The organism is uncultured Ilumatobacter sp., assembly GCF_963980585.1.
GTDB lineage: Bacteria > Actinomycetota > Acidimicrobiia > Acidimicrobiales > Ilumatobacteraceae > Ilumatobacter_A.
In genome coordinates, this window is sequence record NZ_CAXCAM010000021.1 from 1 (window position 1) to 25,957 (window position 25,957).

Below are 25,957 nucleotides of genomic sequence, written 5' to 3' on the forward strand. Positions count from 1 at the left end.
CACGTCGTCGCTGCCCTGCGAGATACACCGCTGCGGCATAGAGCGCAACGACCACAACGAACAGAACAACATTCAGGGTCTCAATCAGACGCACGGCATCCTGCGCTGCGCCGAGCTCATCAGATTCGACGATCGTGACCATGCCAACGTCTTCAGGCAGCTTGTCGAGGACGTCCAAAGACAGCCCGAACTCTTTGCCAACCTGCTTGACCAGCTCACCAAGGTCCAAGGTGACAATACCGTCGGCGGTGGAAATGGCAGGCCCGGTGTCATCTCGGAGGATACGAACCAATGTCGCGTGCGCCGTTTCGTTCACGTCGGCCCACGACCCACGAACGAGGTCGGTATTGAGCAGTCGATCCACTCCGCCAGTGGCGGGCTCACGCAAGGCAGCCGCCAAGAGGCCACCCAACCCATCGAGATCTTCGGGCAAGCGGGCGCTGAGTTCCTCGGCGACATCGACGGACTCGTAGAGCTCATCCACCAGATAGGCGGCCAACAGGCCGCGCACCTCGTCATCGGCGATGAGTTCATCGGCCACTTCCACCCACTGATCGGTGTCGAGCAACTGCCGCTCGACCCAGACGTTGAGCCCGGACACGACTCCCAGCACCGTGGCGACCACGATCAGTGCGTGAATGACCCAACCGGGTGCGCGACGGCCCGACGTCGCCGCATCATCTGTCGCGGGGTTCTGGGTATCGCTACTCGCGTCAATCTCGTGATCGTGTTCTTCCTGAAGCTCCATCTGCTGGAGGCTAGTTGCTGGCGTGTTGCTCGTCGCCAGTCTCCCCGGTCGCAGGCGGCTCGTATTGGCTGATCCGGCGGGTGATCCGAATGGCCATGGCAAGAACCGGCGCCGAGAGCGTCGCCCCCAGCAACCCGGCCAACGATGCCCCGATCAGGGTCGAGATGATGTTCGCAATGGGATGGATGGCGAGTCGGTCGCTCGTGAGCTTCGTCGTCACCACGGTCTGCACCAGGTTCTGCACAATCAGGATGACCACGAGCAAGATGAGCGCTTCGGTCACGCCGGCGGACCCGAGCGCGACAAGGCAGGCAAAGACCGCCGAGAAAATCGCTCCGAGGTACGGGATGTACGAGGTCACGAACGTGACGAGCGCAACGGTGAACGCCAACGGGACCCCGAGAGCGACCATCGTCGCACCGATAATGACCGCAGTGGTGAGACTGGACACCGTGAGCGCCGCGAAGCCCTGTCGGATCACCGCGGTCGCGTCCCCGACGACCGTGATTCCCAGGTCCGGCGGTACTCCGAGGTGGCTCCCGACCCAATCTCGGAGTCGCACCCAGTCAACGAGGACGTAGTAGAGCAGGAACAGACACAGGAAGCTGCCGACCAGGAACGACACGACGCCAGAGAACGCCGTCGTAAACCAGCCGGCCAAACCAGGAATCAGGTCGACGCCAAACTGCTTGCCCTGATCGAGCCAGTCGCCGGCCGCGCCTCCATCGACATCGAGGTCTTCCAGCCAATGATCGACACTTTCGAGACCGGCGGTGAGCTGGCGGCTGATCTCGTCGCCTTGGTCGATGATGCCGTTGACGGCAATCACCGCCGCCCCGACGATGACAACGACGATGGCGACGAGCACCAGCAGAGCTCCAACGCCGCGGGGCACCTTGCGTCGCTCCAACATGTCAACAAGCGGCGAGGCGAGCATTCCGATCACGACGGCGATCACGAGCGGTACGACCAGCCCCGACACTGCCGCGAGGGCCGAGTAGCTGATCGCGGCGACTGCGGCGATGCCGATGATGAACCAGCTGGCTCGTCCCCAGCGGGTGAGGAGCGAAGTCATCGGCCCTGATTGCCGAAACGCGGGATCTTTCATTGGGGTCCGCGCTGCAGTCGGGTCGGATTCACCATCGGCGTACCGTACAGCGGCGCGCCTTCCAGGTCGGCGCCGACTGGCATTGGGAAGATCGACGTGAGGGTGCTGTAAGTGCGCCCAGTTGCGCCGAACCGTTGGCGCCCGCAAGGAGCAGTACATGTCCACAAAATTCCGGGGCGTCGTCAACGAAGACATCCGCGATTCGGTCCCCGATTGGGGTCCGTACGAGCAACCCAAGCCTCCCGCCGGCGCACCCAACGTGTTGTACGTCGTGTGGGACGACGTCGGCTTTTCTGCGTTCAACTCGTTTGGCGGACCGGTGGAGACCCCCACGATGGACCGTATTGCAGAACGTGGGCTCCGCTACACCCAGTTCCACACCACCGCGCTGTGCTCACCATCGCGGGCCGCGATGCTCACCGGCCGGAACCACACCACCGTCGGCATGGCCTGCATCGGCGAGGCCACAACGGGGTTCCCGAATTCCAACGGTCACATCCCGTTCGAAACGGCGACCATTTCTGAGGTGCTCGTCGACCAGGGGTACAACACCTACATGCTGGGCAAGTGGCACCTGTGCCCCGAAGACGAAATGAACCTGGCGTCGACAAAGCGCAACTGGCCACTGGGCCGCGGGTTCGAACGGTTCTACGGATTCCTCGGCGGCGAAACGAGCCAATGGAATCCAGATCTCATCTACGACAACCACCCGGTGGAACAGCCAGCGCAGCCTGAAGACGGATACCACTTCAGCGCCGACATCGCTGACAAGGCGATCGAGTTCATCTCCGATGCGAAGCAGATCGCTCCGGACAAGCCGTTCTTCATGTACTACTGCCCTGGCGTGGCACACGCCCCACACCACGTCGCCCCCGAGTGGGCCGATCGGTACAAAGGTCAGTTCGATCAAGGATACGAAGCGGTGCGCGAGGAGACGATTGCGCGTCAGAAGGAAATGGGCATCGTTCCGCCCGACACCGATCTGTCTCCGATCAACCCACTCATCGATGCCACGAACCCCGACGGCAAGTCCTGGTCTGAGCTGGACGTGGTTCGCCCGTGGGACACGTTGGATGACGACGAAAAGCGGCTGTTCACCCGGATGGGCGAGGTCTACGCCGGCATGGTGACCCATACCGACTACGAACTCGGTCGCGTCATCGACTTTCTCGAGCAGTGCGGTGAGCTCGACAACACGATCATCGTCGTCATTTCAGACAACGGCGCCAGCGGCGAGGGCGGACCGAACGGATCGGTCAACGAAAACAAGTTCTTCAACGGTGTTCCGGACACGATGGAGGAGAACCTCAAGTACCTCGACGTGCTCGGCGGCCCAGAGACCTACAACCATTACGCCACGGGCTGGGCAATGGCCTTCAACACCCCGCACAAAATGTGGAAGCGATACGCCTGGAACGGCGGCATCTGTGATCCGTTCATCATCAGCTGGCCCGACGGCATTGCGGCCCAGGGCGAGATTCGCGATCAGTATTGCCACGTCACCGATGTGACACCGACGGTCTACGAGATGCTCGGCCTCGAACTTCCCACTGAAGTCAAGGGATACACCCAGTGGGATCTCGAAGGCACCAGCATCAGCTACAGCTTCGATGATGCCGATGCCGAGACCCGAAAGGACACCCAGTTCTACTCGATGCTTGGCAGCCGCGACCTCTACCACAAGGGTTGGAAGGCCAACACCGTCCATCCCACAATCGCCGACTGGAGCAATTTCAGCGCCGACGAATGGGCGCTGTACCACGTTGACGAAGACCGCAGCGAGACCCACAATCTGGCCGCGACACACCCGGAAAAGCTCGAACAGCTGAAAGCGTTGTGGTATCACGAAGCAGGCAAGTACCAGGGCTTTCCGCTCGAGGACCGCGGGCCCGTCGAGGTGCTCACGACTCCCCGGCCACAATTGGCGCCGCCGCGCGACCGCTACGTCTACAGACCGAACACCGCCGAGGTCCCCGAGGGCGCCGCGGCCAACGTCCGAAATCGGTCGTACAAGATTGCCGCCGAGGTCATCGTCGATACCGGCGACGCCCAAGGCGTCCTGTTCTCCCACGGTGGCCGATTCGGTGGCCATGCACTCTTCGTCAAGGACTCACGACTGCACTACGTCTACAACTGGCTCGGAGAGCTCGAGCAAGAGATCGTCTCGGACGTCGACATCCCGACAGGCAACGTCATCCTCGGCATGTCGTTCGACAAGGAAGGCAACGACGAGCAACGGAGCGCAACCGGAACTGCCACGCTGTTCATCAACGATGAGCAGGTCGGACAGCAATCCATCAAGACGCAGCCGGGCAAGTTCATGCTGGCAGGCGAAGGTCTCAATGTCGGCAAGGACCCAGGTGGCCCAGTCAGCACGACCGCCTACACGGCGCCGTTCGCATTCACGGGCGGAGCCATTCGCGAAGTGATCATCGACGTCAGCGGACAGGCCTACGTCGACCTGGAACTCGAAGCGATCGGGATGATGAGCCGCGACTGAGTCGCAGCCGACTGGGGATCGCGTTCTGCGATCAAGCCCCCGGGGGCAAACGGTCAAACACGGAAGACACAGGCGCCTCCCGAGGCGCCTCCCAGGGCCGCGCGGCGTCTGGATCTGCTGCGGCGTGCAGCCAGCCCTTCAGGATGCCGTGAATTGATTCGGCACCGACGATCGGTCCGTCGGGCAGCGCGAACGAACGCGGCGCCAGCAGGAACGGCTCCGCCTGCTTGCCGCCAAGCCCTCCGTGGAAGCCGATGAGTTCCTCGAAGGCTGCACCCTCGTCAGCTTCTGCATCGAAGAAACTGTTGACGAGAAGATCCGGGCAGTTCGCAAACGAATCGGTCCGTCGAACGTGGTCGGCGGCGTTCGGGCCGAATGGGACGAGCGGATCGGCCCCTTCGATTCGTCCGTCATCGAGGTAGTGCACACCGTGACGCCCGATGACGATCGAACCAACGGTCTCGGAGCGCACGAGGACGAATCCGATCCCTGGATGGGCCGCCAAACTCCGAATCAGCCCGGGATGGCGCTCCGCCACCGTCTCGATCGTTGCCCGTCCGTCGATGTGGGGAAACGAAATCAGGCCGAGGTTGCCCGACGCCAAAACGACGACATCAGACGCCTCAGTGGGTGTCGTGTCGTTCCGACTCGCCGGGCCGAGCACGACCTCTCCGTCAGTCGTCCGACGGCGCATGATGACGCGTACGAGTCCGGAGAGCCGGCTGTCCTCACGTTGAATCGTGTCGCTGAAGACGCCGTTGACGTTGCCCCAGCCCTCATCCGAAAGTGCCGGGCTCTGCACGTCCTGGCCCTGTTCGACAAGCGAGGCGACGAGGTCGGGCAAGGTCGTTCCGTACCGCTGAAGGAACGTCGCCCCCTGAGTCTGACCATGATCCGACAAGACCACGACGTGGTAAGGACGGGGTGCTTCCGCAATGACCTGTTCGATTCGAGCAAGTTGCTGATCGAGGCGGAACAGCGTCTCCAGGGCATCGTGAGCTGCGATGCCCGAGTGATGTGCGACCTCGTCGTAGCCCACGAAATCCACGTACGCCGAGGGCACGCCACGGTAGATGTCGCTCAGCAGCGTGGACACCGTGATGTCGCGCAACATCACCGTCGTCGCCGCGCGCAGCACGGGGTAGATGCCGCCTCGCTTGAGTCTCGGTTCCGTCTCTCGTCGGCGCGCTCGCCACGACGCGGCGATCTCACGTGCGACATCGGCGACACTGAGGACAATGAGACGAGTGAGCGCGTAGGGGCTCGACACGAAGTAGGTGAAGCCCTTGCCCGACGCTCGACCGCGATCGGTGACCGTGCTGAAGGTCAGCATCGAGTCGGGGCTGTCTCCGGAGAACACATTCGACCGCGACACACCACCGTCGGCGAGCAGGCCGTGACCGTCCGAACGTCCACGCTCGATCTCGGCCGCGTCCTTCGGTCGATTCGATGTGAAAACCTTGCCCGTCTCTTTATCGAACCAGCGGAATGCCGGCATATCACTGTTGTCGCCATGCAGAATTCCGGCCTGGCTGGCCCCGGTCTGCGATGACAGATCACATTCCCATCCGGTGATTCGGTGCGTGCCAGACCTGATCCATGTCGCAAGCGTCGGTAAGTAACCGTCACTCAACGCACGCCGCAGCACCGATTCGGACAGACCATCGATTTGGATGAAGAGCACGCCAGGCACTTCGGTGACCTCGGGTTCTCCGAGCCGACGCACCATGCGGCGAATCGTGCGTCGCATCCACACCGCATCATCGTCGAGGGCGAGCAACTGGCCGGCAATTGCCGTCATCGCCGTCATCGCCAATGACGCCGCGACTGCCGTACCGAGATCCGACACGACAAAACCTGGGACGATGTCGGACGCGAGCATCAGAATCAGCCCGTTGGCCACCAATCCGAGCAGGCCTGCGGTCCAGAGGATCGCACCAGCGAGGTACCGCGCGACGAGCGGCCAGATCACAGCGTTGACCGCAGCGAGAACAACGACGGCGCCGATCGCCGCCTTCCAACCTTCGACCGTCAGTCCCGGAAGGACCCAGGTCACCAGATACAGGCTGAGCGCGTTGACGATGAAGACGCCAATCAGGCGACCGATGTGGTTCCGGAGATGATCGACCGGAGCTCGATCGTTGTGGGGCAATCGATGGCGCACACAGCCGAGCGTAGGCCAGCGGCGATGCAGACGAAGTTTCAACTGGTTTTTCCACCCGCGACCCGTCTCGCCTGGCCATGAGTACAATTTGTTGTGAAGAAGTACTCCGATCAGAAAGAAAAACTATGAAGGTAAAAATTCCACTCGGCCTCCTGCTCCTCCTCGCATCTGCGATGGGCTACCTCATGGGCACCGAGGCTGGCCGCGAGCAGCGCGACAATCTCATCCGCATCATCCGTCGTCAGAACGACGTGATTGAAGCCGAAGCAGCGACCGAAGAGGTCGCCGAGTCGGCCGATGACGCCGCAGTCGACGCTTCTGCAACCGCTGACTGACCGACTGCTGCTGCGGAGCGCTTCTGCGCTTCGCAGCGGTCACGGTGCCGGTGCGAGACTGCCGGCACCACACGAAGGGACCCTGATATGCGCAGACTCTCGCCGTCAGAAGCAGCGGGCATCATCAATCCAGTCGATTCGCTCTCAGTTCCTCTGGGCCCGGGAGTGCCCGGCGAGTTCATGCACGCACTCGACACTCGAGAAGACTTTGAGAACTTCGAGATCAACGGCGCGCTGCTCCCTGACCTTTTCGGCGTGTTCACGAAACCCGGCGTTTCGTACCGCTCCGGTTTCTACGGCCCCGCCGAGCGTTTCCTGATCAGCGCTGGCGTCGACGTGCAGTTCGTGCCCTCGGACTTTCGCGGCTTTATCAGCATGCTCGAAAGTGTGAAGTCGCGTGTCGTCGCAACCATGGCCTCGCCGCCCGACTCAGACGGCTGGATGAGCCTGTCGCTGCATGCCGGTGCACACGTTGCCGAACTGCAGCGGGCCGCTGCTGACCCCGACCGCATCTGCTTGGTCGAGACCAGTCCGCAGTTCCCGAGAACCTTCGGAATCGAACCCGAGCACCGGCACGCCCTCCACATCGACGATGTCGACATCGTGGTGGAGGGCAACTACACACCGATCAACCTCGCCGATGCCCCGACCACCGAGGTTGAAGAAGCCATCGCTGCGTTCGCGATTCCCTTCATCCCCGACGGAGCGACCCTGCAAACCGGCATCGGTGGTATCCCCAACACCATTGCGACCGCACTCGCCGAAGGACCGGGCTCTGGATACGGCATTCATTCCGAGATGTTCACGAGCGGCTTGATGCGCCTCTGCCAAGCCGGCAAGGTCGCCAACGATCACAAAGGCATCTATGACGGCTATTCGGTGACAACGTTCGCCGCCGGCATCCCCGAGCTCTACGAATGGCTCGACGGCAATCAGGACGTCCGGTTTCTGCCGGTCGAAATCATCAACTCCCCCGAGGTGATCAGCCGCAACCGGCAGATGATCACCATCAACGGAGCCATGGCCGTTGATCTGTCAGGTCAGATCACGGCCGACACCATCGACGGCAGACAATTCTCCGGCATCGGAGGCCATGAAGACTTCGTCGCCGGCGCCGCGCTCGAACTGAGCGATCGATCTTTGGTCTGCCTCCCGTCAACCACATCGGTGGACGGTCAGATGGTGTCGCGGATCACGCCCAAGCTGTCGGCAGGTTCGATCGTGACCACGCCGCGACACATGGTCGACGTGGTCATCACCGAATACGGTGTCGCTGAGCTGCGCGGCCTCACCGTGCGCGAGCGGGCGCGGGCGCTCGCCACCATCGGACATCCTGAGTTTCGCGATGAACTCCTCGCCGTTGCCGAGGTCTGGCCGACCTGATTCGCGACGCTGGTCCGGATCACTCGTCCAGATCAGCACCTCCGACAAGCCCTTTGGTAGCGTCTGGGTCTTCATGGCCGACGATCACGCGAAACCAACGTCCGCCACGACGGCTGGCACGACCACACTCGATGACGTCACTCCTGATTCGCGACGCACCACGATCCGCCGCGTGGTCTTTCGCATCGTCCTGGTCGCTGCGGTGCTCGGACTCTCAACCTGGGTCCTGTTCAACGTCTTCGACGACCTCGACTGGAACGAGGTCCGCCGGTCGATCGCCGAACTGTCCGATGCCGAAGCACTCTCGCTCACCTTCGGCTGGATGGTCTGGGTCGTCACCCAAGGCGCCCTCACCGCGTCGCTCGTCGACAAGCTGGCCGTTCGGCGCGGCGTGCTCGCCAGCCTCGGGCCCACCGCTGTTTCATCCGTTATTCCTGGGCCAAGCGACTTGCCGGTCCGGTTCCGGATGTATCAGTCCTGGGGCGTCTCCTCGTCGGAAGCGACCACCGCTGTCGTCGGGAGCGGTGTGTTCTCGATCGGGGCAAACCTCATCTTGCCGTCCATCGCCGGCGTGCTCATCATGCTCGCCGATGTTCCACTGTCAGGCTTCTTTTCGGTCATCGTCACCGCGTCCGTGGCACTCGCCATCATCGTTGCGGCCGCAGGATTCACGCTCGGATCACAACGGCGCACACAGGCTGCCGGTCGCTGGCTCGACCGCCCAGCACGTGCGGTCATGGGCCGGCTCCGCAAGTCATTGCCCGAAGAAAACCTCGGAGACGTCCTCGTGCAGAAACGCGCCGAGGCATTCGACCATTTGTCCGGCAAGTGGTTGAAGTGCTCTGTTGCCACTGTCGCCACGACAGCGGCGAAGTGCTCGCTCCTGGTACTGACCTTGCGGTTCGTCGGGATTCCGGAAGATGCGCTCGGCTGGCTGGCAATTGCTGCCGCGTATGGGTTGGTGGCCGGAATGACGGCAATCCCGATTACCCCCGGCAGCGCCGGGGTGGCCGAACTCGGCTTCGTCGGGTTGTTGACCGCTGCAGCGGATGGCGACTGGGTCAATCAGATCACTGCGGGCGTCTTGCTCTACCGACTGATGACCTGGCTGGTGTTGATTCCTGTCGGTATGGGAGCACTCGGGGTGTGGCGGTACGGCGTCCGGGCAGCTGAGCGTCGCGCTGCGGCGGCCACCGCCGGCTGATGGCGACTCTCGCATTGACCAGCACGGTGCTCCGCGAGCTCGGCGAGACAGATTGCGAGACACTCGGAAACGGTTGGCTCGCCCAACCGGTGAATGCCCTGAGCAGCCTGGCGTACTCGCTGATCGGCATCGCCATCGTGTTGTCCGTGCTGCGTTCGGACCGACCACGAGGTGGCCCAATCGTCTACGCCGGATGTCTCGTCGCCGTCGGACTCGGCAGCGTCGCATTCCACGGTCCGCAACTGAGTGGTTCCCAGCTGATGCATGACCTGCCGATTCTGCTCACCGTGCTCTTCATGATCAACCACGACCTTGTCATCCTCCGGCCTCATGCAGGTCAAGAGCTTGCCAAGTTCGCTGGCTTGACCCTCGCTGCGGTGCTGCTCGCCGTGACTATTCCTGTCGTTGTCGCCCCGTTGAGCATCGTGGTTGCGGGCGCCGTTGTCGTCGCTGAAATCGTCATCTATCGTCGCCGCCTTCGGCCGATCGCCGCCCCTCATCGTCGCCGGGGTTGGGTGGCAATCGCCGCCTTTGCGGTCGTGGGTGGTGCGTCATGGGTGCTCGGCCGATCAAACAGCCCGTTGTGCGAGCCGGACGCGTGGTACCAACTACATGGGCTGTGGCACATGCTGTCCGCCGTTGTCTTTGGGCTCTGGTACTGGTGGGCGATTGCCGATGTTCGAGACTGACCATCGTGAGTGAGACCGAACGCCGCGGGTCGACGAAGGACCGCTTCATCGAAAAGGTTTTCGCGTTCCTGACGAGATCGCTGTACCGGGAGGTCGATGTGTACGCCCCGGTTCCGATCCCCAGCGGAAGCCCGCAGTTGAACGTCGCCAACCATTTCGGTGGGGTCTCCGATGCGCTCCTCTTACTCGGGGTTCTCCCCGATCGGCCGGGGATCGTCGCCCGAGACGTCATTTGGAACGTTCCCGTCGTTGGACGCCTGATGAACTGGATCGGGGCGATTCCGGTTCACAAGCCCGAGGATCACAACTCGCCAACGAGCAACGACGAGATGTTCGCATCGTGCTACGGCGCCCTCGACAACGCCGGGAACATCTTGATCTTTCCTGAGGGCGTCACGCGCAACGAGCCCTCGATCGCCACGGTGAAGACCGGCGCCGCGCGAATCGCGATCGGCGCACGGGCACATGGCGTCGCGGGCATTCAGATCGTTCCGCTCGGCATCCACTACGAAGACAAGGCCGCGCTGCGCAGCCGGGTCTTCATCAACGTCGGGGTGCCGCTCGACCTCGATGAGCTGGTCGCCGAGCAGACGCCGGCCGCCACCGAGGTCACCGCATCGAACCGAGCCGCCGTCGACGCCCTCACCGATGACATCGACGTCGCACTGCGGCGCGCTGCCCCCGACTTCAAGGACTGGAGCGAGGCAGGTCGGCTGGCGACGGGAGCATCGATCGCCTTGCGAGGCCAGCTGGATGACCCTGCGAGCGAGGTGCCGTTCGGCTTGCGGAACCGACTGGCGAACACTCTGGCCGATCTCCCCGACAAGCAACGGGCCAAGATCTGTGCGTCGGTGCAGGACTACCAAAGCGACCTGGACGCGATCGGGACGACCGACGCTGTACTGCACGCCCATCTGCGCACCGGAGGCTTTCTCCGAACGCTTGTGTGGCAACTCATCATCGGTATCTGCCTGCTCCCATTCGTGGCAGTCGGCATCGCGGTGAACGTCATCCCCTTCCTGCTGGTCAAGGCAGTTGGCCGCCTCCGTGTTGCTCCGTCCATGCATTCGACGATCAAACCCGTCGTCGCCGCGCTGGCATTCGGCATCACCTGGGGGATCGTCATCTGGCGCGCCATCGCAGCGTTCGGATGGGCGGCTGGGGGCGTGGCGTTCATCTTGCTGCCGGTGTATCTCGCGGCCGTCGTGCTGTTCGTCGAGCGATTCACGCTGATGTTGCGCGCCTACCGACGCTGGCGCGCTCCTGGCGACCCTCAGACCTTCAGTGAACAGATCGCCGAGCGCCGCACGGCTGTTGTTGAGGCGGTCCTGGGATCATGAGCGGCATCATTGTCCTGCTCGTCGTCGGAGCACCGCTGCTCGCGCTCTGGGCATACGCCCTGGGTGAAGTGATCCGACGCACTGACCTCACCGGTGCTCGAAAGCTTGCGTGGCTGCTCGCACTCATCCTCGTACCGGTACTCGGGCTCGCTGTGTACGTCGTTGCGCGCCCGACTCGAGCGCTGTACACGGAACAGCCAACCACCGAATTCTCCGCCGCCGAGCACATCGTTCGCGCCGCTGAGCGGCGTCAACGCGGCGAGTTGACCGACGACGAATACCTTGTCGAGATCACCACCATTGCGACGTTCACGTAGCTTGCCGTCTGGCGCCGAGGCATTCCGCGACGATCGCATCATCGAGATAGTTTTCTTGCCCAAAATCAGCAGCACCACTGGACGTGACCTGGCCATCGATTGCTAGATTCTGCTTTCCGCGAGACCTCGCGGGGTTGGGTGAAATTCCCTATCGGCGGTGAGAGCCCGCGACTCCTGAACTGAACCGGCGATCCGAAAACGCCGGAGTGTGACGGACTGATCCTGTTGTATCCAGGAGCCGACGGTCACAGTCCGGATGAGAGCGAGGGAAACGGGTGCCTCTGCTTGCGCGGACAGGCCAGCGGGGCTGCTGCAGCCCAGGGTCTGTCTGCTCCGACGGAGACTCCGGTATCCCCCAAGTTGCTCAGCTGCAATCACAGTTGAGTCTGATGGGAAACGAGGAGACGATGTTCACAGGAATTGTGGAAGAGCTCGGTGAGGTCATCACCCGCAGTGATGACCACGTCGTAGTTCGCGCTACGACGGTGTTGGCCGATACCAAGATTGGCGACTCGATCGCCGTCAACGGCTGCTGCCTGACCGTTGTCGACTTCGACCTCGACGCTGGTTGGTGGCGGGCCGACGTGACTCTGGAAACCTTCAATCGGACAAGCCTCGGTGAGCTCGGGCCAGGCAGCCCGGTGAATCTCGAGCGACCGGTTCGTCTCATGGATCGTCTCGGCGGACACCTGGTGCAGGGCCATGTCGATGCAGTTGGACACATCGTCGAACCCGCTCCCGACCTTCGCATTCGCATGGACCCGGAGATGACGCGCTATGTCGTCGAAAAGGGATCTGTCACCGTGGACGGCATCAGCTTGACCGTCGTCGATGCCCTCGATGACGGCTTCACCGTCGCCATCATTCCGCACACTGAAGCGGTGACCACGCTGTCGTCCAAGCGACAGGGGGCTGCAGTAAACATCGAAGTCGACATCACGGCCAAATACGTCGAAAAGCTGATCAGCTGGACAGGCTCCGATGCGAAGGCCAGCGAGGTGACCTCATGACCATGAGCACCGGGCTTCCCGAATCAGACGGTCGCGCCAGTTCGACATTTGAGATGAATGGCGGTCACGAGGACCGGGGCTTCGCCCGTATCGGCGAGGCCATCGAGGCAATCGGTCGGGGCGAAATCGTGATCGTCGTCGATGACGAAGACCGAGAGAACGAAGGCGACCTGATCATGGCCGCGGAGAAGGTCACGACCGAAGATGTGGTGTTCTTCCTCCACCACACGTCCGGCTTCCTCTGCACCGCCATCACAACGGAACGCGCGCGCACGTTACGTCTCGACCCCATGGTCGCGGACAACACCGAGAGCATGAACACCGCCTTTCTGGTGAGTGTTGATCATCGGGTCGGAACCTCAACCGGGATCAGCGCCAGTGATCGGGCGTCCACCATCAGAGCACTCGCCGACGTCGAGACGGCGCCGTCTGATCTCGCCCGTCCTGGCCACGTTCTCCCGCTCGAGGCACGGGCGGGTGGAGTTCTGAAGCGGTCGGGCCACACCGAGGCAACCGTCGACCTGGCACGGCTCGCGGGGCTCGAACCTGCGGGACTGCTCTGCGAGATCGTCACCGGTGACAAGTCAGAGATGGCCAGAGTCGACGAACTTCGTGCTTTCGCCGACGAACACGGTCTGCTCATGATCACCATTGCCGATCTTGTTCGACATCGACGCCAGACCGAGAAGCTCGTGCATCGAGTGTCGACCGCCAAGATCCCAACACAGTGGGGGACCTTCGAGTGTCACGCGTTCCGGTCCGAGCTCGACGGGATCGAGCACCTTGCGTTCACAATGGGCGACCTCCACGAAGACGACGGCACCCCAGTGCTCGTCCGAGTGCACAGCGAGTGCCTGACCGGCGATATTTTCGGTTCCCGGCGCTGCGACTGCGGCCCCCAACTCGATGAAGCCATGCGTCTTGTCGCCGAAGCCGGACGCGGCGCGGTGGTCTACCTCCGCGGCCACGAGGGCCGCGGTATCGGCATCGGGCACAAGTTGCGGGCGTACGCATTGCAGGAACGAGGACGCGACACCGTTGACGCAAATCTCGAGCTGGGCTTGCCCGTCGACTCTCGCGAGTACGGAGTCGGCGCCCAGATTCTGGTCGACCTGGGTGTCACAAAGATGAAGGTACTGACCAACAACCCGAGCAAATACGGCGGGCTGGCTGGCTTTGGTCTCGAAATTGTGGAACGGGTGCCGATCCTGCCGACTCCGACAGATGAGAACCTCGGATACCTCCGCACGAAACGCGAACGAATGGGGCACCTCCTCGGTGACCTCGGCGACCCGCAGCCCGATGTCGTGTCGACAGAGCAGGGTTGAGCAGTGGCAAGCGGAACTGACCGGGCGACGTTGCCCGCGCTCGATGCTGGCCACCTCCACGTCGCCATCATCGCAACGCGGTGGAACGAGCGGATTGTCCAACGGCTCATCGATGGCGCCGAGCGCGCGCTGCTGGCGACGGGGGCGACCTACCGCCTCGTCACGGTGCCCGGCGCATTCGAATTGCCCTTTGCTGCCCAGTCGGTGATCTCGTCCGGAACCGTCGACGCCCTGGTCGTGCTCGGAGCGGTGATCCGCGGCGAGACCACCCACTATGAACTGGTCTCCGAAGGCTGTGCCACGGGAATCATGCAGGTACAGATCTCCACGGGCATTCCGATCGGCATGGGTGTCCTCACGGTCGAAGACGACGCCCAGGCGCTGGCCCGCAGCGAGCCGGCCGGCGGACACAACGTCGGCGAAGAGGCCACCAGTGCGGCGATCGAGATGGCCTTGCTCGCAGCCGAAGAAGCGGCCCGGGGTTCGGCCAGCGATGTCGGGAGCACCGCAAGCTGACATTCGAGTCCGCTCATCGCTGACCGGCTGCTTCAGGGCGAAACAGGTGAGCGACCATGTTGCCGTCGCGCCGCGCTCTCACCCAGCCGATAGATCCGAAATCTCCGTTTGATCATCCGCAAGCGCCTTCTTCAAGAGCGTCACAAACTCGACAGCGTGCGGGTTCGGAGCGGTCCGAATCGGGAAGTACGCATTGATCCGGCCTGCATGGCGAATGGTGATGTCAGGCACGCGGACCAACGTTCCCGCGTCGAGTCGCGACCGAACCGAGCGCTCCCAACCCAGCGCGATGCCTCCGTCGCGCTCGGCGACATCAAGGCACACTTGGTACGAGGTGAACACCACGGACTTGACACGGCCTGGCTCGCCGACCACGGCGGACGCCAGAACGTCCTGCCACGTCGTCCAGCCCGGATCGACGTAGTCGACATGCAGCAGCGGCAGCACGGCAAGGTCAGCCGTCGTGACCGGTGTTGGGAGCTTTGCTGCAAATGACGGCGAGCAGACAGGGAACACTGCTTCCTCAGCGATGAACTCGACAGCGAACAAACTTGATTCACTGGGGCCGTATCCCAGAGCGAGGTCGAAGTCCTCGTCTGTCGACGCGACCAAATCGTCAGAGGCGAGCACGCGGATATTCACATCCGGGTGCGTTCGTTGGAACTCACCAAGGATCGGAGCGACGGTGGCGGTCGCCAGCGACAGACTCGTGAGCAAGGTGATCGAGTCGTTGCCGAGGGCTCGCCGACGGATCAGGTCAGCCGTCGCGGAGAGCTCACTCAGTGACAAGCGCACCGATGCGGCGAGCAGTTCTCCGTCGGCGGTCGGCGTCACGTCGTGGCGGTGTCGCTCAAAGAGCGCCACGCCCAGGTTGGTTTCGAGCTCGCGGATACGCCTGCTGACCGTGGCCTGTGACTGATGCAGTTCCCGGGCGGCCCGGGTGAAGTTCTGATGGCGAAATGCCGCTTCGAACGCGACGAGCGTTGCAAGAGGCGGGAGAAGTTGATCGAAGTCAGACATGCAAAAACCAGATACCTAGAACCAGAGAACGTGTACCTCGCTGCACATCAGGCATCCTACAATCTCTACCAATCAAGTACCTGAATGGTCAACTCACGAATGGGAGACGGAAAATGGGAATCGCCGCACCGGCAAAAGAGCGCAACCAACCTGTGCTCCGCAAAGTCAACCAGTGGGTACGCCACTACCCCGGGTCCCTGAGCACTCCGAGCCAACAGGCACTCGAAACAAATACTCGCGACGCCTACTTCTGGCGCCGCTGACTCTTCGGGACATCGCCACCGCATAGCTTGCAGCGGTGAGGTCACGCGCGACATCCGGTCAACGCAATGCCTTGACGGCTGGAATTTTCGTCGTGGCCTACGGCACCAATGTCTCGACGCCATTTCTCGTCGAATACCGTCGGCGCCTGAACCTCACGGAATCTGCCACTGTTGCGATTTTCGTCTTCTACGTCGTCGGCATCATCGCGGCGTTGTTGCTGGCCGGTCCGATGTCGGACCGGTTTGGCAGACGACCAATTGTGTTGCCGATGACGGCGCTATCTGGCATTGCGTCACTGGTGATGATCGTCGGTCGCGATGAATTCGTCTGGCTCTTGTTCGGCCGGTTCTTGCTCGGCGTCGTCAGCGGCGCCGTGCTGGGCGTCGGGACAGCTTGGCTCCTTGAACTGTACGGGCCCGGAGAAGAGCAGCGGGCTGCGGTGCGGATCACTCTGGTCACGTACGCGGGATTTGGCATCGGACCGGTGATCTCGGCTCTGATGTTCTGGCTGGTGCCCAGTCCCCTCGTGTTCGCTTTCGCCGTCCATGCGGCGGCCTCGTTGGCGGTCATCGGCCTGATGCTCCGGGTTCCTGAGACGCATCCAGCCGACGCTGGCCAGAGAATTCGCGTGTCGCTTGGCGTGCCACCAGCCGCAAGACAAGCCTTTGTCGTTGTCATTGTGCCCGCAGCCATCTGGGTCTTCGGCTTCCCGTCGGCCGGGTTTGCCCTCTTTCCCGTGCTGGTCGGCGACTCCATTGGCGTCAGCGATGTCGGGGTTGCTGCTGCAGCGGGAGCACTGACCGCTTGGTCGGGGCTTCTGTCTCGCCCACTCGTCGTTCGCATCGGTCCTCGAGCGGCCCTACCGCTCGGTATGGCGATGGGCACCGCTGGCTACATCGTCGGGACCGTGGCGTTCGCAGCCGACCTGTGGCCTCTCGTACTCATCGCCGCGCCACTTCTCGGAGCGGCATCGGGCACCATCATGGTGGCCTGCCTGTCGCTGATTGGAGTCATGGCGGACGACGCTCGACGAGGGTCGCTGACCTCGAGCTTTTATCTCATGGCCTACCCCGGTATGGCGATGCCATTACTCATCACAACACTGGCCGACCTGAGCTCAACATCGGGGGTGCTGATCGGGGTCTCGGTCGTCGCCGCTGGTTGCAGCCTTGTCGTGCTTGCAGCGTCACGCCGCGACATCGTCGGCGCGTGAGCGAGGATCAACGTCAAGGTTGACATCCAGGCGGGCTTCGGCGGACCCCGTTGAGAGCCCTTTTTGAGAATTTCTCAAAAGGTCGTCAAGTTTTCCTCAAGAGCGTCGATGAAGATCCATGACTGTATTTCGTCGTCTTGCATTCGTCGTCGCGTTGGGGATCGGCGTTGGTGGGCTCGCCCTGCCCACGGCCACCCACGCTGAGGACGGCCAGACCTACGTCGTGGCCGAGGGCGACACCCTGATCGGCATCGCCTCTCGGTCGGGCATCCGACTCTCTGAGTTGCTGCGCTCCAACAACCTGCGGCTCACCAGCCTGATCCTGCCGGGCCAACAGCTCGACATTCCCTCGTCGACTGGGGCGCCGGCATCGTCAACCAGCACACCGACCTCGTCATCGACCGTGCAGGTCGGCGGCACCTACGAGGTGCGCTGGGGGGACACCCTGAGTGGAATCGCGAGGCGCCACCGAGTTTCGCTGGCCTCGTTCATGAAAGTGAACCAGATGTCGACCACCAGCCTGATCATGCCCGGCATGCAGCTGAGTCTCCCGAACGGCGTCACCAGCACCTCGCCATCACCATCACCATCACCATCGCCATCACCGGCAGCAACGTCGCCGAAGCCGTCAAGCCATTCGAGTGCGACCCACACGGTACGGGCGGGCGACACGTTGAGCGGTATCGCGTCCCGGTACAGGGTTTCGCTGGCGTCGTTCATCAAAGTCAACCAGATGTCGACCACCAGCCTGATCTTGCCCGGAATGCAGTTGAGTCTCCCGAGCGGCGCAACCGAGACGTCCGCTGTCGGCCCGTCGGCGCCGACGAGTCGACAACCCGCCGCCAGCGGTGCCACCGGCGCCGCCGCAGTGGTCAACTACGCGCTCGCCCAAGTTGGCAAGCCGTACCGCTTCTTCGCCAAGGGGCCGGACGCATTCGATTGTTCCGGCCTGAGCCTCGCGGCCTACCGACAGGTCGGAGTCAAGCTGGTCCACTACAGCGCATGGCAGGCCCGACAGGGAACGAGCGTCGACTTTCGGAATGAACCGATTCAGCCTGGCGACCTGGTCTTCCAGGCCCGCCGGGGCAGCGACACGATCAACCACGTCGGCATCGCGGTCACGTCGACGACGTGGATTCAGGCCGTCGGAACCGGCATCCCTGTCCGGGTCGGTCCCATGCCGGCAATGAGCACGATCGCCGTGGTCCGCCGCTACGTCGACAGCGCCTGATCAAGCGTTCCCTTCAGCAGGACACGCTGCGTCAGCCGCCATCACGCAAAGAGGCCCTCCGAAGAGGGCCTCTTTGTTCTTTCGATTGGCATCCCGTACGGGATTCGAACCCGTGCCGCCACCTTGAGAGGGTGGAGTCCTAGGCCGCTAGACGAACGGGACCTGCTGCTCAGCGCCTTGCCACGAGGGTGGCGCTGCGGCCCCCGACGATAGCAGCGGGCCACCGACGTTCACACCCGAGAACATGCCACCGATGACCAACGGAAAACGACGAACGCCGACTCGCGATTGCTCGCGACTCGGCGTCGAATGGTTGGGGCGGGAGGACTTGAACCCCCAACGACAGTACCAGAAACTGCTGTGTTACCAATTACACCACGCCCCACCGGTGAGCCGTTCTGTTCCCCGAGGGGACCATCACGACCGGTGCGGGTGCAGAGCATATCGGCGGTCGGGCCGGGCGCCCACACACGTTCGGCGGGCACCTTCGGATGCCGCGTCAATCAGTGACGTCGCTCAGCCACCGGAACCCGGTGAGGCGCCCGATCGCCACTCCCCCGGCTTCCCACACATGACGTTCGAGCGACCGTGCGCCCGTGACGACCGAGGTCGGGGTCGGCGACCCGTAGGCCGTCAAACCGATCTCTTCGGCAATCAGCTTGCTCCGCAGGGTGTGGTACGGATCGGTGACAACCAGCACGGAGTGAATGCCAACAGATCGTTCGTCGAGCAGCGCCTTGGCTCGCTCAAGCGATTCGTACGACGTCGAGCCGCGGTCTTCACGGAGAATTGCGCTGTCAGGCACCCCGCGTTCGATGAGATACGCAGCCGACGCGTCGGCTTCGGTGAAGCGATCACCGGGTTGGTTCCCACCAGTCACCACAACCAGCGGCGCAAGTCCCTCGGGCCACAGCGCGGCGACGTGGTCAAGCCGAGCAGCAAGTTGCGGCGATGGTCGACCGTCGTACTGCGCAGCGCCCATCACGACGATGGCGTCGACTTGTCGAGCTTGGTCAGACCTACCAGCAGACCGCACCTGCCACAGCGACACGCAGTAGTAGCCGGCCAGGAGGGCGGCCACGACCAGTCCAACCGTCAGCGGCCGCCGAAGTCGCGAGCGCGGTCGACGCTTCGCTGCTGTCGGTGTGCCATCGGCCGGTGTGTCTCCCATCGGAGCGCCGTGCTCAGCCGGTCAATCGATCTGCGGCTGCAGTCAGCCGTCGGATCGTCTCATCACGTCCGAGCACCTCAAGCGCCTCGAACAAGGGTGGGCCAACTGCCCTGCCGGTCACGGCAACGCGTGGCAACGCCTGCGCCTTGCCGAGCTTGATTTCGTACCGGACCATCAGGTCTTCCATCGAGGCTTTCAGCGTCTCATGATCCCATGACCCGACGGCGCCGTAGGCCGCGATGACATCGGCCAACAGCGCTGCGGCCCACTCGGGCTTGACAGCCTTGTCCCACGCTGCGTCGTCATACTCGATCGGTGGGGCGCCCTCGCCTTGCGGCCAGAACAGAAAGTCGACGGTACCTGGCACGTCCTTGAGCGTTTCGAGCCGCTCCTGGATGTGCGGTGCGATCGCGGCGAAGCGATTCCGATCCCAATCGTCGGGCAGCTCGGCCGATGCTGCAGCGAGATACGCCGCGGCGTCCATGTTCTTGATGTACTGCTTATTGAAGGCCGTGAGCTTCTTCACATCGAAGAACGCCGGTGACAGATTCACGTCCTCCAGAGCAAAGTCGGCCTCGATGCTGGCCCACGACACGATCTCACTGCCCGCTTCCTCAGCGCCCGGCGGTGTCCAACCAAGCGTCATGAGGTAGTTGACCATCGCATCGGCCAGAAAGCCCTCATCGCGGTACTGCTCAAGGGCCACCTTGTCGCGCCGCTTCGACAACTTCTTGCGCTGCTCGTTGACCAGCACCGGTACGTGCGCCCAGGCTGGCGGAGCGTGACCCAGTGCGTCCCACAACATCTGCTGTTTCGGGGTGTTTGGCAGATGCTCTTCGGCACGCACCACGTGGCTGATCGCCATCTCAACGTCGTCGACCACGTTGGCGAGTAGGAACATCGGGGCGCCGTTGCCGCGCAGTAAGACGAAGTCTTCGATTGTCTCATTGTCGAACGACACATCGCCGCGCACCAGATCGCTCACGACGGTGATCCCATCAGGAACACGGAATCGAAGCACTCGGCCGGGTCCCGGCTCAAGTCCGCGGTCGCGGGAGTAGCCGTCGTACCCGGTGATGCCGAGTTCCTTGGCGCGGTCCTGTACCTCTTGCCCACTGAGGTCGCAGTAGTACGCCGCGCCAGATTCGAAGAGCCGCTGCGCTGCGGCGATGTGGGCATCAGCGTTGGCACTCTGAAAATGTGGGCCTTCAAAGTGCTCATCGGAGTCGGAGATCCCGATCCAGGCCAGCGCGTCAATGATGCCCTCAGTCCATTCGGGCCGGTTGCGGGCTTCGTCTGTGTCTTCGATCCGCAGCACGAACGTGCCACCCAGGCGTTGCGCCAGCGCCCAGTTCATCAGGGCTGTCCGCGCACCGCCGACATGGAAGAAGCCGGTCGGCGAGGGGGCGAATCGGAAGCGCGGACCGGGCCGTGAGGTGTGTTCGTTCATCGTCCCGTCGACGCTATCCCGCTCCGATCAAACGAGCAGGGCACATCGGATCGGCTCACACAGTCAGCCCGTCGCGGTCACCGTGAGATTGCGGAGTTGACGCAATGCCACCGACAAGGTGGTCAGATCAAACGCCTCGGCACGACGAATCTCAGTCTCCATGTCCATCACACGGCTGACCGCAGCCTCGTTCGCCTTGATCCATTCCAGCGGCGAGCCACCAGCCGTTCTGATCACGGTGCCGGTCAGGTCGGCGAGCACCGTCATCAGGTCGTCGCGGAGCGAGGCTCGGGCCTGGGTCTGCCAACGATCGGACCGCGGCAGGTTGCCAATGCCATCCCACAACCAACCGATGTCGAACGCCTCGAAGACGGCCCAGTAGGCAACGCCGGTTTCGAGCACATCGCTGCCCTCACGGCGTGCCACCTCGATGACGTCCAAGCTGGTATGGAGCCACGGCCATTTCGCAGAACGCCGAGCGAGCTCACCTGGTACGCCGGCGGCTTCGCGCTCCTCACACAGACGCTCAATGTCTTGGTCAGCGCGGCCGTCGACCATGTCGTCAAGTGATTCGGCGAGCGCCGCGAAGCCCTCTCCGAAATCGTTGATGGCTGCACTGATATCGAGTGGGGCCGGACGTCGTCTCAGCAACCAGGTCGTGACGCGCTCGGCCATCCGACGAACGTCGAGGAACAGACTGATCTGTGTCTCAAGGTCGATACTGCTGCCAAGGGCCTCCACATCAGCCCACAGTTCACGGAAGCGGACGATCTCCCGCGATGCGAGGAAGGCCCGAGTCACATCAGCGACTGACGCACCCGATTGTTCGCTCATGCGATGGTCAAAGGAAATGCCTGCGAGATTGACCATGTTGTTCACCAGGTCAGTGGTGATGATCTCTCGTCGCAGACGATGGTTGAGCAGCACCGACGGGTGCTGCTCACGCAGCGCGCTGGGAAAGTAGCCGAGGAGATCGGCGACCAGGACCGGATCGTCAGGGAGGTCAGTGGCCAGGATCTCAGCGATGTCGACATTCTTCGTCGACGCGATCATGACGGCGAACTCCGGAGCGCGGAGCCCACTGCCTGCACTCTGGCGTTCCGCGATCTGCTTGTCGTTCGGTAGGTCCTCCAGAGCCCGGTCGAGGTGCCCCGCGGCTTCGAGTACGTCGAGATACCGGGCGTGGACGTTGACCATTGACCGGGACTGCGTGCGCGCAATCATGAGCGCCAACGTCTGCGCGCGGTTGTCATCGAGCACCAGCTCGGCAACCTCGTCAGTCATCTCGACCAGCAGTTCATTGCGCTGGATCTCAGTCAGGACGCCGTCGGCGACGAGTTGCGCCAGCGCGATCTTGATGTTGACCTCGTGGTCGCTGCAGTCGACCCCAGCGGAGTTGTCGATGGCATCGGTGTAGATCAGCCCGCCAGCCAACGCGTACTCGACGCGTGCCAGCTGGGTCAGTCCGAGGTTGCCGCCCTCGCCGACGATGCGGCACCGCAACTGATGAGCGTCGACACGAATTGCATCGTTGGCTCGGTCGCCGACCGCTTCGTGGGACTCACTGCTCGCCTTGACGTACGTGCCGATGCCACCGTTCCACAGCAGATCCACCGGTGCACAGAGGATCGACGTCAACAGCTCGTCCGGCCGAAGTTCGGTGACCCCTTCGCTGAGGTCGAGGGCGTGGCGCACCTCGTCGGTGATAGGAATCGACTTTGAGGACCGCGGATGCACCCCTCCGCCGCGCGAGAGCAGTGCGGTGTCGTAGTCGGCCCAGCTCGATCGTGGCAGCTCAAACAACCGCTGTCGTTCCGCGAACGACGTCGCCGGGTCCGGGTTGGGATCAAGAAAGACGTCGCGGTGATCGAATGCGGCAACCAACTTGATGTGAGGCGACAACAACATCCCGTTGCCGAACACGTCGCCCGACATGTCGCCCACGCCTGCCGCGGTGAGCTCGTCGGTGTCGACGTCTTTGCCGATGACCCGGGAGTGGCGACGCACACTCTCCCAGGCGCCACGAGCGGTGATGCCCATCGCCTTGTGGTCGTAGCCGTTGCTCCCCCCCCGATGCGAAAGCATCGGCCAGCCAGAACCCGGCATCGATGGCGATCTCGTTGGCGATGTCGCTGAACGTCGCTGTGCCCTTGTCCGCAGCGACCACGAGATAGGGATCATCCGCGTCGTAGATCACAGTGTTGAGAGGGTGCACCACGGTTGACTCGCCATCGACCATCACCAGATTGTCGGTGACATCGAGCAGCGACCGCACGAAACGCCGGTATCGATCCACACCCTCGGCACGTACGGCGTCGCGGTCGCTCGCAGCAGCTGTCGGCTGCTTCACGACGAAACCACCCTTGGCCCCGACCGGAACGATGACTGCGTTCTTGACCATCTGCGCTTTGACCAACCCGAGCACCTCAGTGCGGTAATCCTCGCGACGGTCGCTCCAACGCAGCCCGCCACGAGCGACCCGGCCAGCACGAAGGTGGACGCCTTCGACCTTGGGCGAGCACACGAAGATCTCGAACATCGGCCGCGGCTCGGGCAGGAACGGAATCGACTGCGCATCAAGCTTGACGGCGATCTCCTCGGACAGCCTCCCGGCCGCATCACGCTGGAACGCGTTGGTCCGCGAGGTCGCATCGATCAACGTCAGCAGTGCTCGACAGATCCGATCGTCATCAAGCGAGGGCACCTCATCCAGCCGTCGCTGAATATCAGCGCGGGTCGCGTTGGCCAGCATGGGCGATTCAGCGGGAGGCGGCTCACTCGAAGCATCGAAGCGTGCGTCGAACAGCGCCGCAAGGCTGTGCGAAATCGAAGCGTGGCGGACCAGCACCTCCTCGATGTACGCCTGACTGAACGGATACCCGGCCTGCTGCAGGTAGCGGCTGTAGCACCGGAGCACAGCAACTTGACGAACAGACAGATCGGCAACCAGCACCAACTGGTTCAAGCCATCGGCCTCGACCTCGCCGCGCACCAGTGCGCGGAATGCCCGCTGCACTTCGCCATGCTGCCGTTCGGCAAGCTCTGCCGTCGACGCGTGAGGTGGGGTCGGCAAGCGCACCCCGATGTCGTACAGATAGATCGGTCCGACATCACTGACGAAGACCGCGGGGTGCTCGTCGACAGCATGCAACCCAAGGTGGCCAAGCAATGGCACCAGATCCGCAATCGTTGCCGACACACCGCGCCGGAAGATTCTGAATCTCCACTCGTCTGCTGGACCGTCGATGGAGCGCGACAACGACGTCTCAAGGAGATCCGACAGGCCGATGTCGTCGACCGGTGCCTCGATAAGCCGGGCGACCTTCACCATGTCACCCACCGCAGCAGCCGGGCCGACACGCGACTTGTACGCCCGCGGGACGGCATGACGCACGACCTCGAACACGTGACGACCCTGCGTGTCGCCAAGCGACTCGATCAACGCCGTCCGCGTGCGCTCGGACCACGACGCTGTTTCCTGATCGATCTGCTCACTGAGACGGTCGAGGTCAAGTCCTTCGGACGCTGACACGGTCATCGAGATACGCGCCAGCGAACTTGACTCGACCAGGCTGCTCACGTCGCGCACTTTCCCGCCAGCATGCCGCTCCACGAGCGCAGCCACTCGCTCCTGCAACCCGGACTCGAAGCGAGCCTTCGGCAAGTACACGAGCACGGTCGTGAAATCACCGACCGGTTCAGCGACATCGAAGACGCGAACGATGCGACGTTCTTGCAAGCCGACGATGTCGATCACCAGCTCGGCCAGCATGTTCCTGTCGAGTTCGAAGAGCAGATCTCTGGGCAGCGTCTCAACAACATTCTTGATGGCCCGCCCAGTGTGACTGACCGCCGTTGCGCCCGACAGATTCAGTACAGCGGTCGCACGGTCGCCCAGCACGGGGATTGCGAACACGCTCTCTCGGTACGCGCCGCTGCCGAGAAGTCCGATGAAGCGATGCTCAATCACCGACCCGTCAGTACCGGATGCAACACGAACGGCGATCGAGGTCATCCGAGTCGCCCGATGAATCGTGGCCAAGGCCGCGGTGCGCGCAATCACCACCGGCTCGTCGACCGGGTTCCCCGGCTTCGACGGCGGCCACACGGCACCGGCATCGAGCGAGGCTGATGGGCGGTACTCCCCAAGTTCGCTGTCGGCCACCAATGTCAGGGATGGCGTCCCCACGGTGTCGACGGTCCGCTCATAGGACGCCGCGCCGAGAAAGACGAAGTGTTGGTCGGCAAACCAGCTGAGCAGGTCAGCCTGCCGTGCAACGCCGTCGGCCAACACTGCGAGCCGGGAACGCATCTCGGGAAAATCGCGGACGACCTGCATCACGTCATCAATCGCCAGGCGGACATCTGCTTCGACTCGCCGCTCCAGTTCAGGGCTGCAGCGATCAAGCTGAATCTGCGTCCACGCTTCGAACGACGTGGAGCCGTCGCTCAACAGGTCGAAGCCGACAAGCTCATCGTCGGCGTTGCGCTGCACCGGCAGCATCGGGTGGACAAGCAGGTCGATGCCAAGACCATGCCGGTCGAGCACCATTCGCACGGTGTCGACGAGAAACGGAACGTCATCCGTGACGAACATCAGCACGGAACGGTTCGGAGCCCAGCCGTCGCGCTCGAGATCCGGGGTACCCACGCGCACCAAGACCTCGCCGGGGGTTCGCCGTCGGCCAACTTCGAAGTGAGCCATGGCGGCCGAGTAGGCCTCATCGAGCGGCCGATCGTCGATGTCATCGTCCGGCAGCCCGCGGTAATACCGCTCGACAAATGAGCCCAGCAAAGGCAGGTCTGGTCGGCGCTCCTCGGCCATGCTTTTCAGTAGCGCGATCGCCCGCTCAATGTCGTTCGTCGTCTCCATGTCGCTCCCAGATCACGCCTGCCGAGAGCCGCACGATCCACATCGCCGGCCCTGCGGCAGAGTACCCCGTCGACAATCAGCGTCTCCCCAACT

At 63.0% G+C, this 25,957-nt stretch carries 19 protein-coding genes, 2 tRNA genes, 1 pseudogene and 1 riboswitch; of the genes and pseudogenes, 12 read left to right on the top strand and 10 right to left on the bottom strand.

What is annotated here, in order from left to right; genetic code table 11:
* On the bottom strand, window positions 1-748 hold a 748-nt coding region (locus ACH2DW_RS08465), incomplete at its 3' end, for a hypothetical protein (protein WP_394929303.1).
* A 10-nt stretch (window positions 749-758) separates the two neighbouring features.
* The gene (locus ACH2DW_RS08470; RefSeq protein ID WP_394929304.1) at window positions 759-1,823 is read right to left on the bottom strand and encodes an AI-2E family transporter; all 1,065 of its coding nucleotides are present in this window, start codon (window positions 1,821-1,823) and stop codon (window positions 759-761) included.
* Between the two features lie 190 nt (window positions 1,824-2,013).
* On the opposite strand from ACH2DW_RS08470, the gene ACH2DW_RS08475 reads away from it, so the two are divergent.
* Window positions 2,014-4,356, top strand: a complete 2,343-nt coding sequence (locus tag ACH2DW_RS08475) for an arylsulfatase (protein ID WP_394929305.1) — start codon at window positions 2,014-2,016, stop codon at window positions 4,354-4,356.
* Between the two features lie 31 nt (window positions 4,357-4,387).
* Here ACH2DW_RS08475 and ACH2DW_RS08480 read toward each other — a convergent pair whose 3' ends face one another.
* Entirely contained in the window at window positions 4,388-6,520 is a 2,133-nt protein-coding gene (locus tag ACH2DW_RS08480) for a phage holin family protein (RefSeq protein WP_394929306.1), read from the bottom strand.
* Window positions 6,521-6,645: 125 nt separating this feature from the next.
* Here ACH2DW_RS08480 and ACH2DW_RS08485 point away from each other — a divergent pair, with 125 nt between their 5' ends.
* The 9 genes from ACH2DW_RS08485 (at window position 6,646) to ribH (ending at window position 14,642) form a co-directional block, all read left to right on the top strand.
* On the top strand, window positions 6,646-6,855 hold the full coding sequence (locus ACH2DW_RS08485; protein WP_394929307.1) for a hypothetical protein: 210 nt from the start codon (window positions 6,646-6,648) through the stop codon (window positions 6,853-6,855).
* A gap of 87 nt (window positions 6,856-6,942) precedes the next feature.
* The gene (locus tag ACH2DW_RS08490) at window positions 6,943-8,238 is read left to right on the top strand and encodes an acetyl-CoA hydrolase/transferase family protein (protein WP_394929308.1); all 1,296 of its coding nucleotides are present in this window, start codon (window positions 6,943-6,945) and stop codon (window positions 8,236-8,238) included.
* 73 nt (window positions 8,239-8,311) lie between these two features.
* Entirely contained in the window at window positions 8,312-9,442 is a 1,131-nt protein-coding gene (locus ACH2DW_RS08495) for a YbhN family protein (RefSeq protein WP_394929309.1), read from the top strand.
* Complete coding sequence (locus tag ACH2DW_RS08500; protein WP_394929310.1) at window positions 9,442-10,131, top strand: ceramidase domain-containing protein; 690 nt, start codon at window positions 9,442-9,444, stop codon at window positions 10,129-10,131. The genes ACH2DW_RS08495 and ACH2DW_RS08500 overlap by 1 nt, the downstream gene beginning before the upstream one ends.
* Window positions 10,132-10,136: 5 nt before the next feature.
* On the top strand, window positions 10,137-11,471 hold the full coding sequence (locus ACH2DW_RS08505; RefSeq protein ID WP_394929311.1) for a 1-acyl-sn-glycerol-3-phosphate acyltransferase: 1,335 nt from the start codon (window positions 10,137-10,139) through the stop codon (window positions 11,469-11,471).
* Window positions 11,468-11,788 carry a PLD nuclease N-terminal domain-containing protein gene (locus ACH2DW_RS08510; RefSeq protein ID WP_394929312.1) on the top strand — a complete coding sequence of 107 codons (321 nt, stop codon included), beginning with the start codon at window positions 11,468-11,470 and terminating at the stop codon, window positions 11,786-11,788. Before ACH2DW_RS08505 ends, ACH2DW_RS08510 begins: the two co-directional genes overlap by 4 nt.
* Before the next feature lie 120 nt (window positions 11,789-11,908).
* Window positions 11,909-12,060: riboswitch (FMN riboswitch) on the top strand.
* Between the two features lie 135 nt (window positions 12,061-12,195).
* A complete protein-coding gene (locus ACH2DW_RS08515; RefSeq protein ID WP_394929344.1) occupies window positions 12,196-12,798 on the top strand; it encodes a riboflavin synthase in 603 nt (200 codons plus the stop codon).
* A 53-nt stretch (window positions 12,799-12,851) separates the two neighbouring features.
* Window positions 12,852-14,126: a bifunctional 3,4-dihydroxy-2-butanone-4-phosphate synthase/GTP cyclohydrolase II gene (locus ACH2DW_RS08520; RefSeq protein ID WP_394929345.1), complete on the top strand. Its 1,275-nt coding sequence runs from the start codon at window positions 12,852-12,854 to the stop codon at window positions 14,124-14,126.
* Between the two features lie 3 nt (window positions 14,127-14,129).
* Window positions 14,130-14,642: a 6,7-dimethyl-8-ribityllumazine synthase gene (gene ribH / locus ACH2DW_RS08525; RefSeq protein ID WP_394929313.1), complete on the top strand. Its 513-nt coding sequence runs from the start codon at window positions 14,130-14,132 to the stop codon at window positions 14,640-14,642.
* Between the two features lie 78 nt (window positions 14,643-14,720).
* Here ribH and ACH2DW_RS08530 read toward each other — a convergent pair whose 3' ends face one another.
* Window positions 14,721-15,662 (bottom strand): LysR substrate-binding domain-containing protein, encoded by a 942-nt coding sequence (locus ACH2DW_RS08530; RefSeq protein ID WP_394929314.1) that lies wholly within the window; start codon window positions 15,660-15,662, stop codon window positions 14,721-14,723.
* A gap of 298 nt (window positions 15,663-15,960) precedes the next feature.
* Here ACH2DW_RS08530 and ACH2DW_RS08535 point away from each other — a divergent pair, with 298 nt between their 5' ends.
* Entirely contained in the window at window positions 15,961-17,139 is a 1,179-nt protein-coding gene (locus tag ACH2DW_RS08535) for an MFS transporter (RefSeq protein WP_394929315.1), read from the top strand.
* A 118-nt stretch (window positions 17,140-17,257) separates the two neighbouring features.
* Entirely contained in the window at window positions 17,258-18,370 is a 1,113-nt protein-coding gene (locus tag ACH2DW_RS08540; protein ID WP_394929316.1) for a LysM peptidoglycan-binding domain-containing protein, read from the top strand.
* A gap of 86 nt (window positions 18,371-18,456) precedes the next feature.
* Here ACH2DW_RS08540 and ACH2DW_RS08545 read toward each other — a convergent pair.
* The 6 genes and pseudogenes from ACH2DW_RS08545 to ACH2DW_RS08570 all read right to left on the bottom strand — a co-directional run.
* Window positions 18,457-18,532: transfer RNA gene (locus ACH2DW_RS08545), tRNA-Glu, on the bottom strand.
* A 148-nt stretch (window positions 18,533-18,680) separates the two neighbouring features.
* Window positions 18,681-18,755: transfer RNA gene (locus ACH2DW_RS08550), tRNA-Gln, on the bottom strand.
* Window positions 18,756-18,869: 114 nt separating this feature from the next.
* Entirely contained in the window at window positions 18,870-19,541 is a 672-nt protein-coding gene (locus ACH2DW_RS08555) for a YdcF family protein (protein WP_394929317.1), read from the bottom strand.
* A gap of 13 nt (window positions 19,542-19,554) precedes the next feature.
* Window positions 19,555-20,991, bottom strand: coding sequence for a glutamate--tRNA ligase (gene gltX, locus ACH2DW_RS08560; RefSeq protein WP_394929318.1), 1,437 nt, complete (start codon window positions 20,989-20,991; stop codon window positions 19,555-19,557).
* 63 nt (window positions 20,992-21,054) lie between these two features.
* Window positions 21,055-23,172: an NAD-glutamate dehydrogenase domain-containing protein gene (locus tag ACH2DW_RS08565; RefSeq protein WP_394929319.1), complete on the bottom strand. Its 2,118-nt coding sequence runs from the start codon at window positions 23,170-23,172 to the stop codon at window positions 21,055-21,057.
* Window positions 23,111-25,864, bottom strand: a pseudogene (locus tag ACH2DW_RS08570) (NAD-glutamate dehydrogenase domain-containing protein); the annotation flags it as partial. The pseudogene ACH2DW_RS08570 and the gene ACH2DW_RS08565, both read right to left, overlap by 62 nt.
* Window positions 25,865-25,957: the final 93 nt, after the last annotated feature.

Coding starts and splice junctions, on each gene's coding strand:
- ACH2DW_RS08470 (WP_394929304.1), bottom strand. CDS start 1,823: ATGACTTCGCTCCTCACCCGCTGGGGACGAGCCAGCTGGTTCATCATC.
- ACH2DW_RS08475 (WP_394929305.1), top strand. CDS start 2,014: ATGTCCACAAAATTCCGGGGCGTCGTCAACGAAGACATCCGCGATTCG.
- ACH2DW_RS08485 (WP_394929307.1), top strand. CDS start 6,646: ATGAAGGTAAAAATTCCACTCGGCCTCCTGCTCCTCCTCGCATCTGCG.
- ACH2DW_RS08490 (WP_394929308.1), top strand. CDS start 6,943: ATGCGCAGACTCTCGCCGTCAGAAGCAGCGGGCATCATCAATCCAGTC.
- ACH2DW_RS08495 (WP_394929309.1), top strand. CDS start 8,312: ATGGCCGACGATCACGCGAAACCAACGTCCGCCACGACGGCTGGCACG.
- ACH2DW_RS08500 (WP_394929310.1), top strand. CDS start 9,442: ATGGCGACTCTCGCATTGACCAGCACGGTGCTCCGCGAGCTCGGCGAG.
- ACH2DW_RS08510 (WP_394929312.1), top strand. CDS start 11,468: ATGAGCGGCATCATTGTCCTGCTCGTCGTCGGAGCACCGCTGCTCGCG.
- ACH2DW_RS08515 (WP_394929344.1), top strand. CDS start 12,196: ATGTTCACAGGAATTGTGGAAGAGCTCGGTGAGGTCATCACCCGCAGT.
- ACH2DW_RS08520 (WP_394929345.1), top strand. CDS start 12,852: ATGAATGGCGGTCACGAGGACCGGGGCTTCGCCCGTATCGGCGAGGCC.
- ACH2DW_RS08530 (WP_394929314.1), bottom strand. CDS start 15,662: ATGTCTGACTTCGATCAACTTCTCCCGCCTCTTGCAACGCTCGTCGCG.
- ACH2DW_RS08540 (WP_394929316.1), top strand. CDS start 17,258: ATGACTGTATTTCGTCGTCTTGCATTCGTCGTCGCGTTGGGGATCGGC.
- ACH2DW_RS08555 (WP_394929317.1), bottom strand. CDS start 19,541: ATGGGAGACACACCGGCCGATGGCACACCGACAGCAGCGAAGCGTCGA.
- gltX (WP_394929318.1), bottom strand. CDS start 20,991: ATGAACGAACACACCTCACGGCCCGGTCCGCGCTTCCGATTCGCCCCC.
- ACH2DW_RS08565 (WP_394929319.1), bottom strand. CDS start 23,172: ATGATCCCTATCTCGTGGTCGCTGCGGACAAGGGCACAGCGACGTTCA.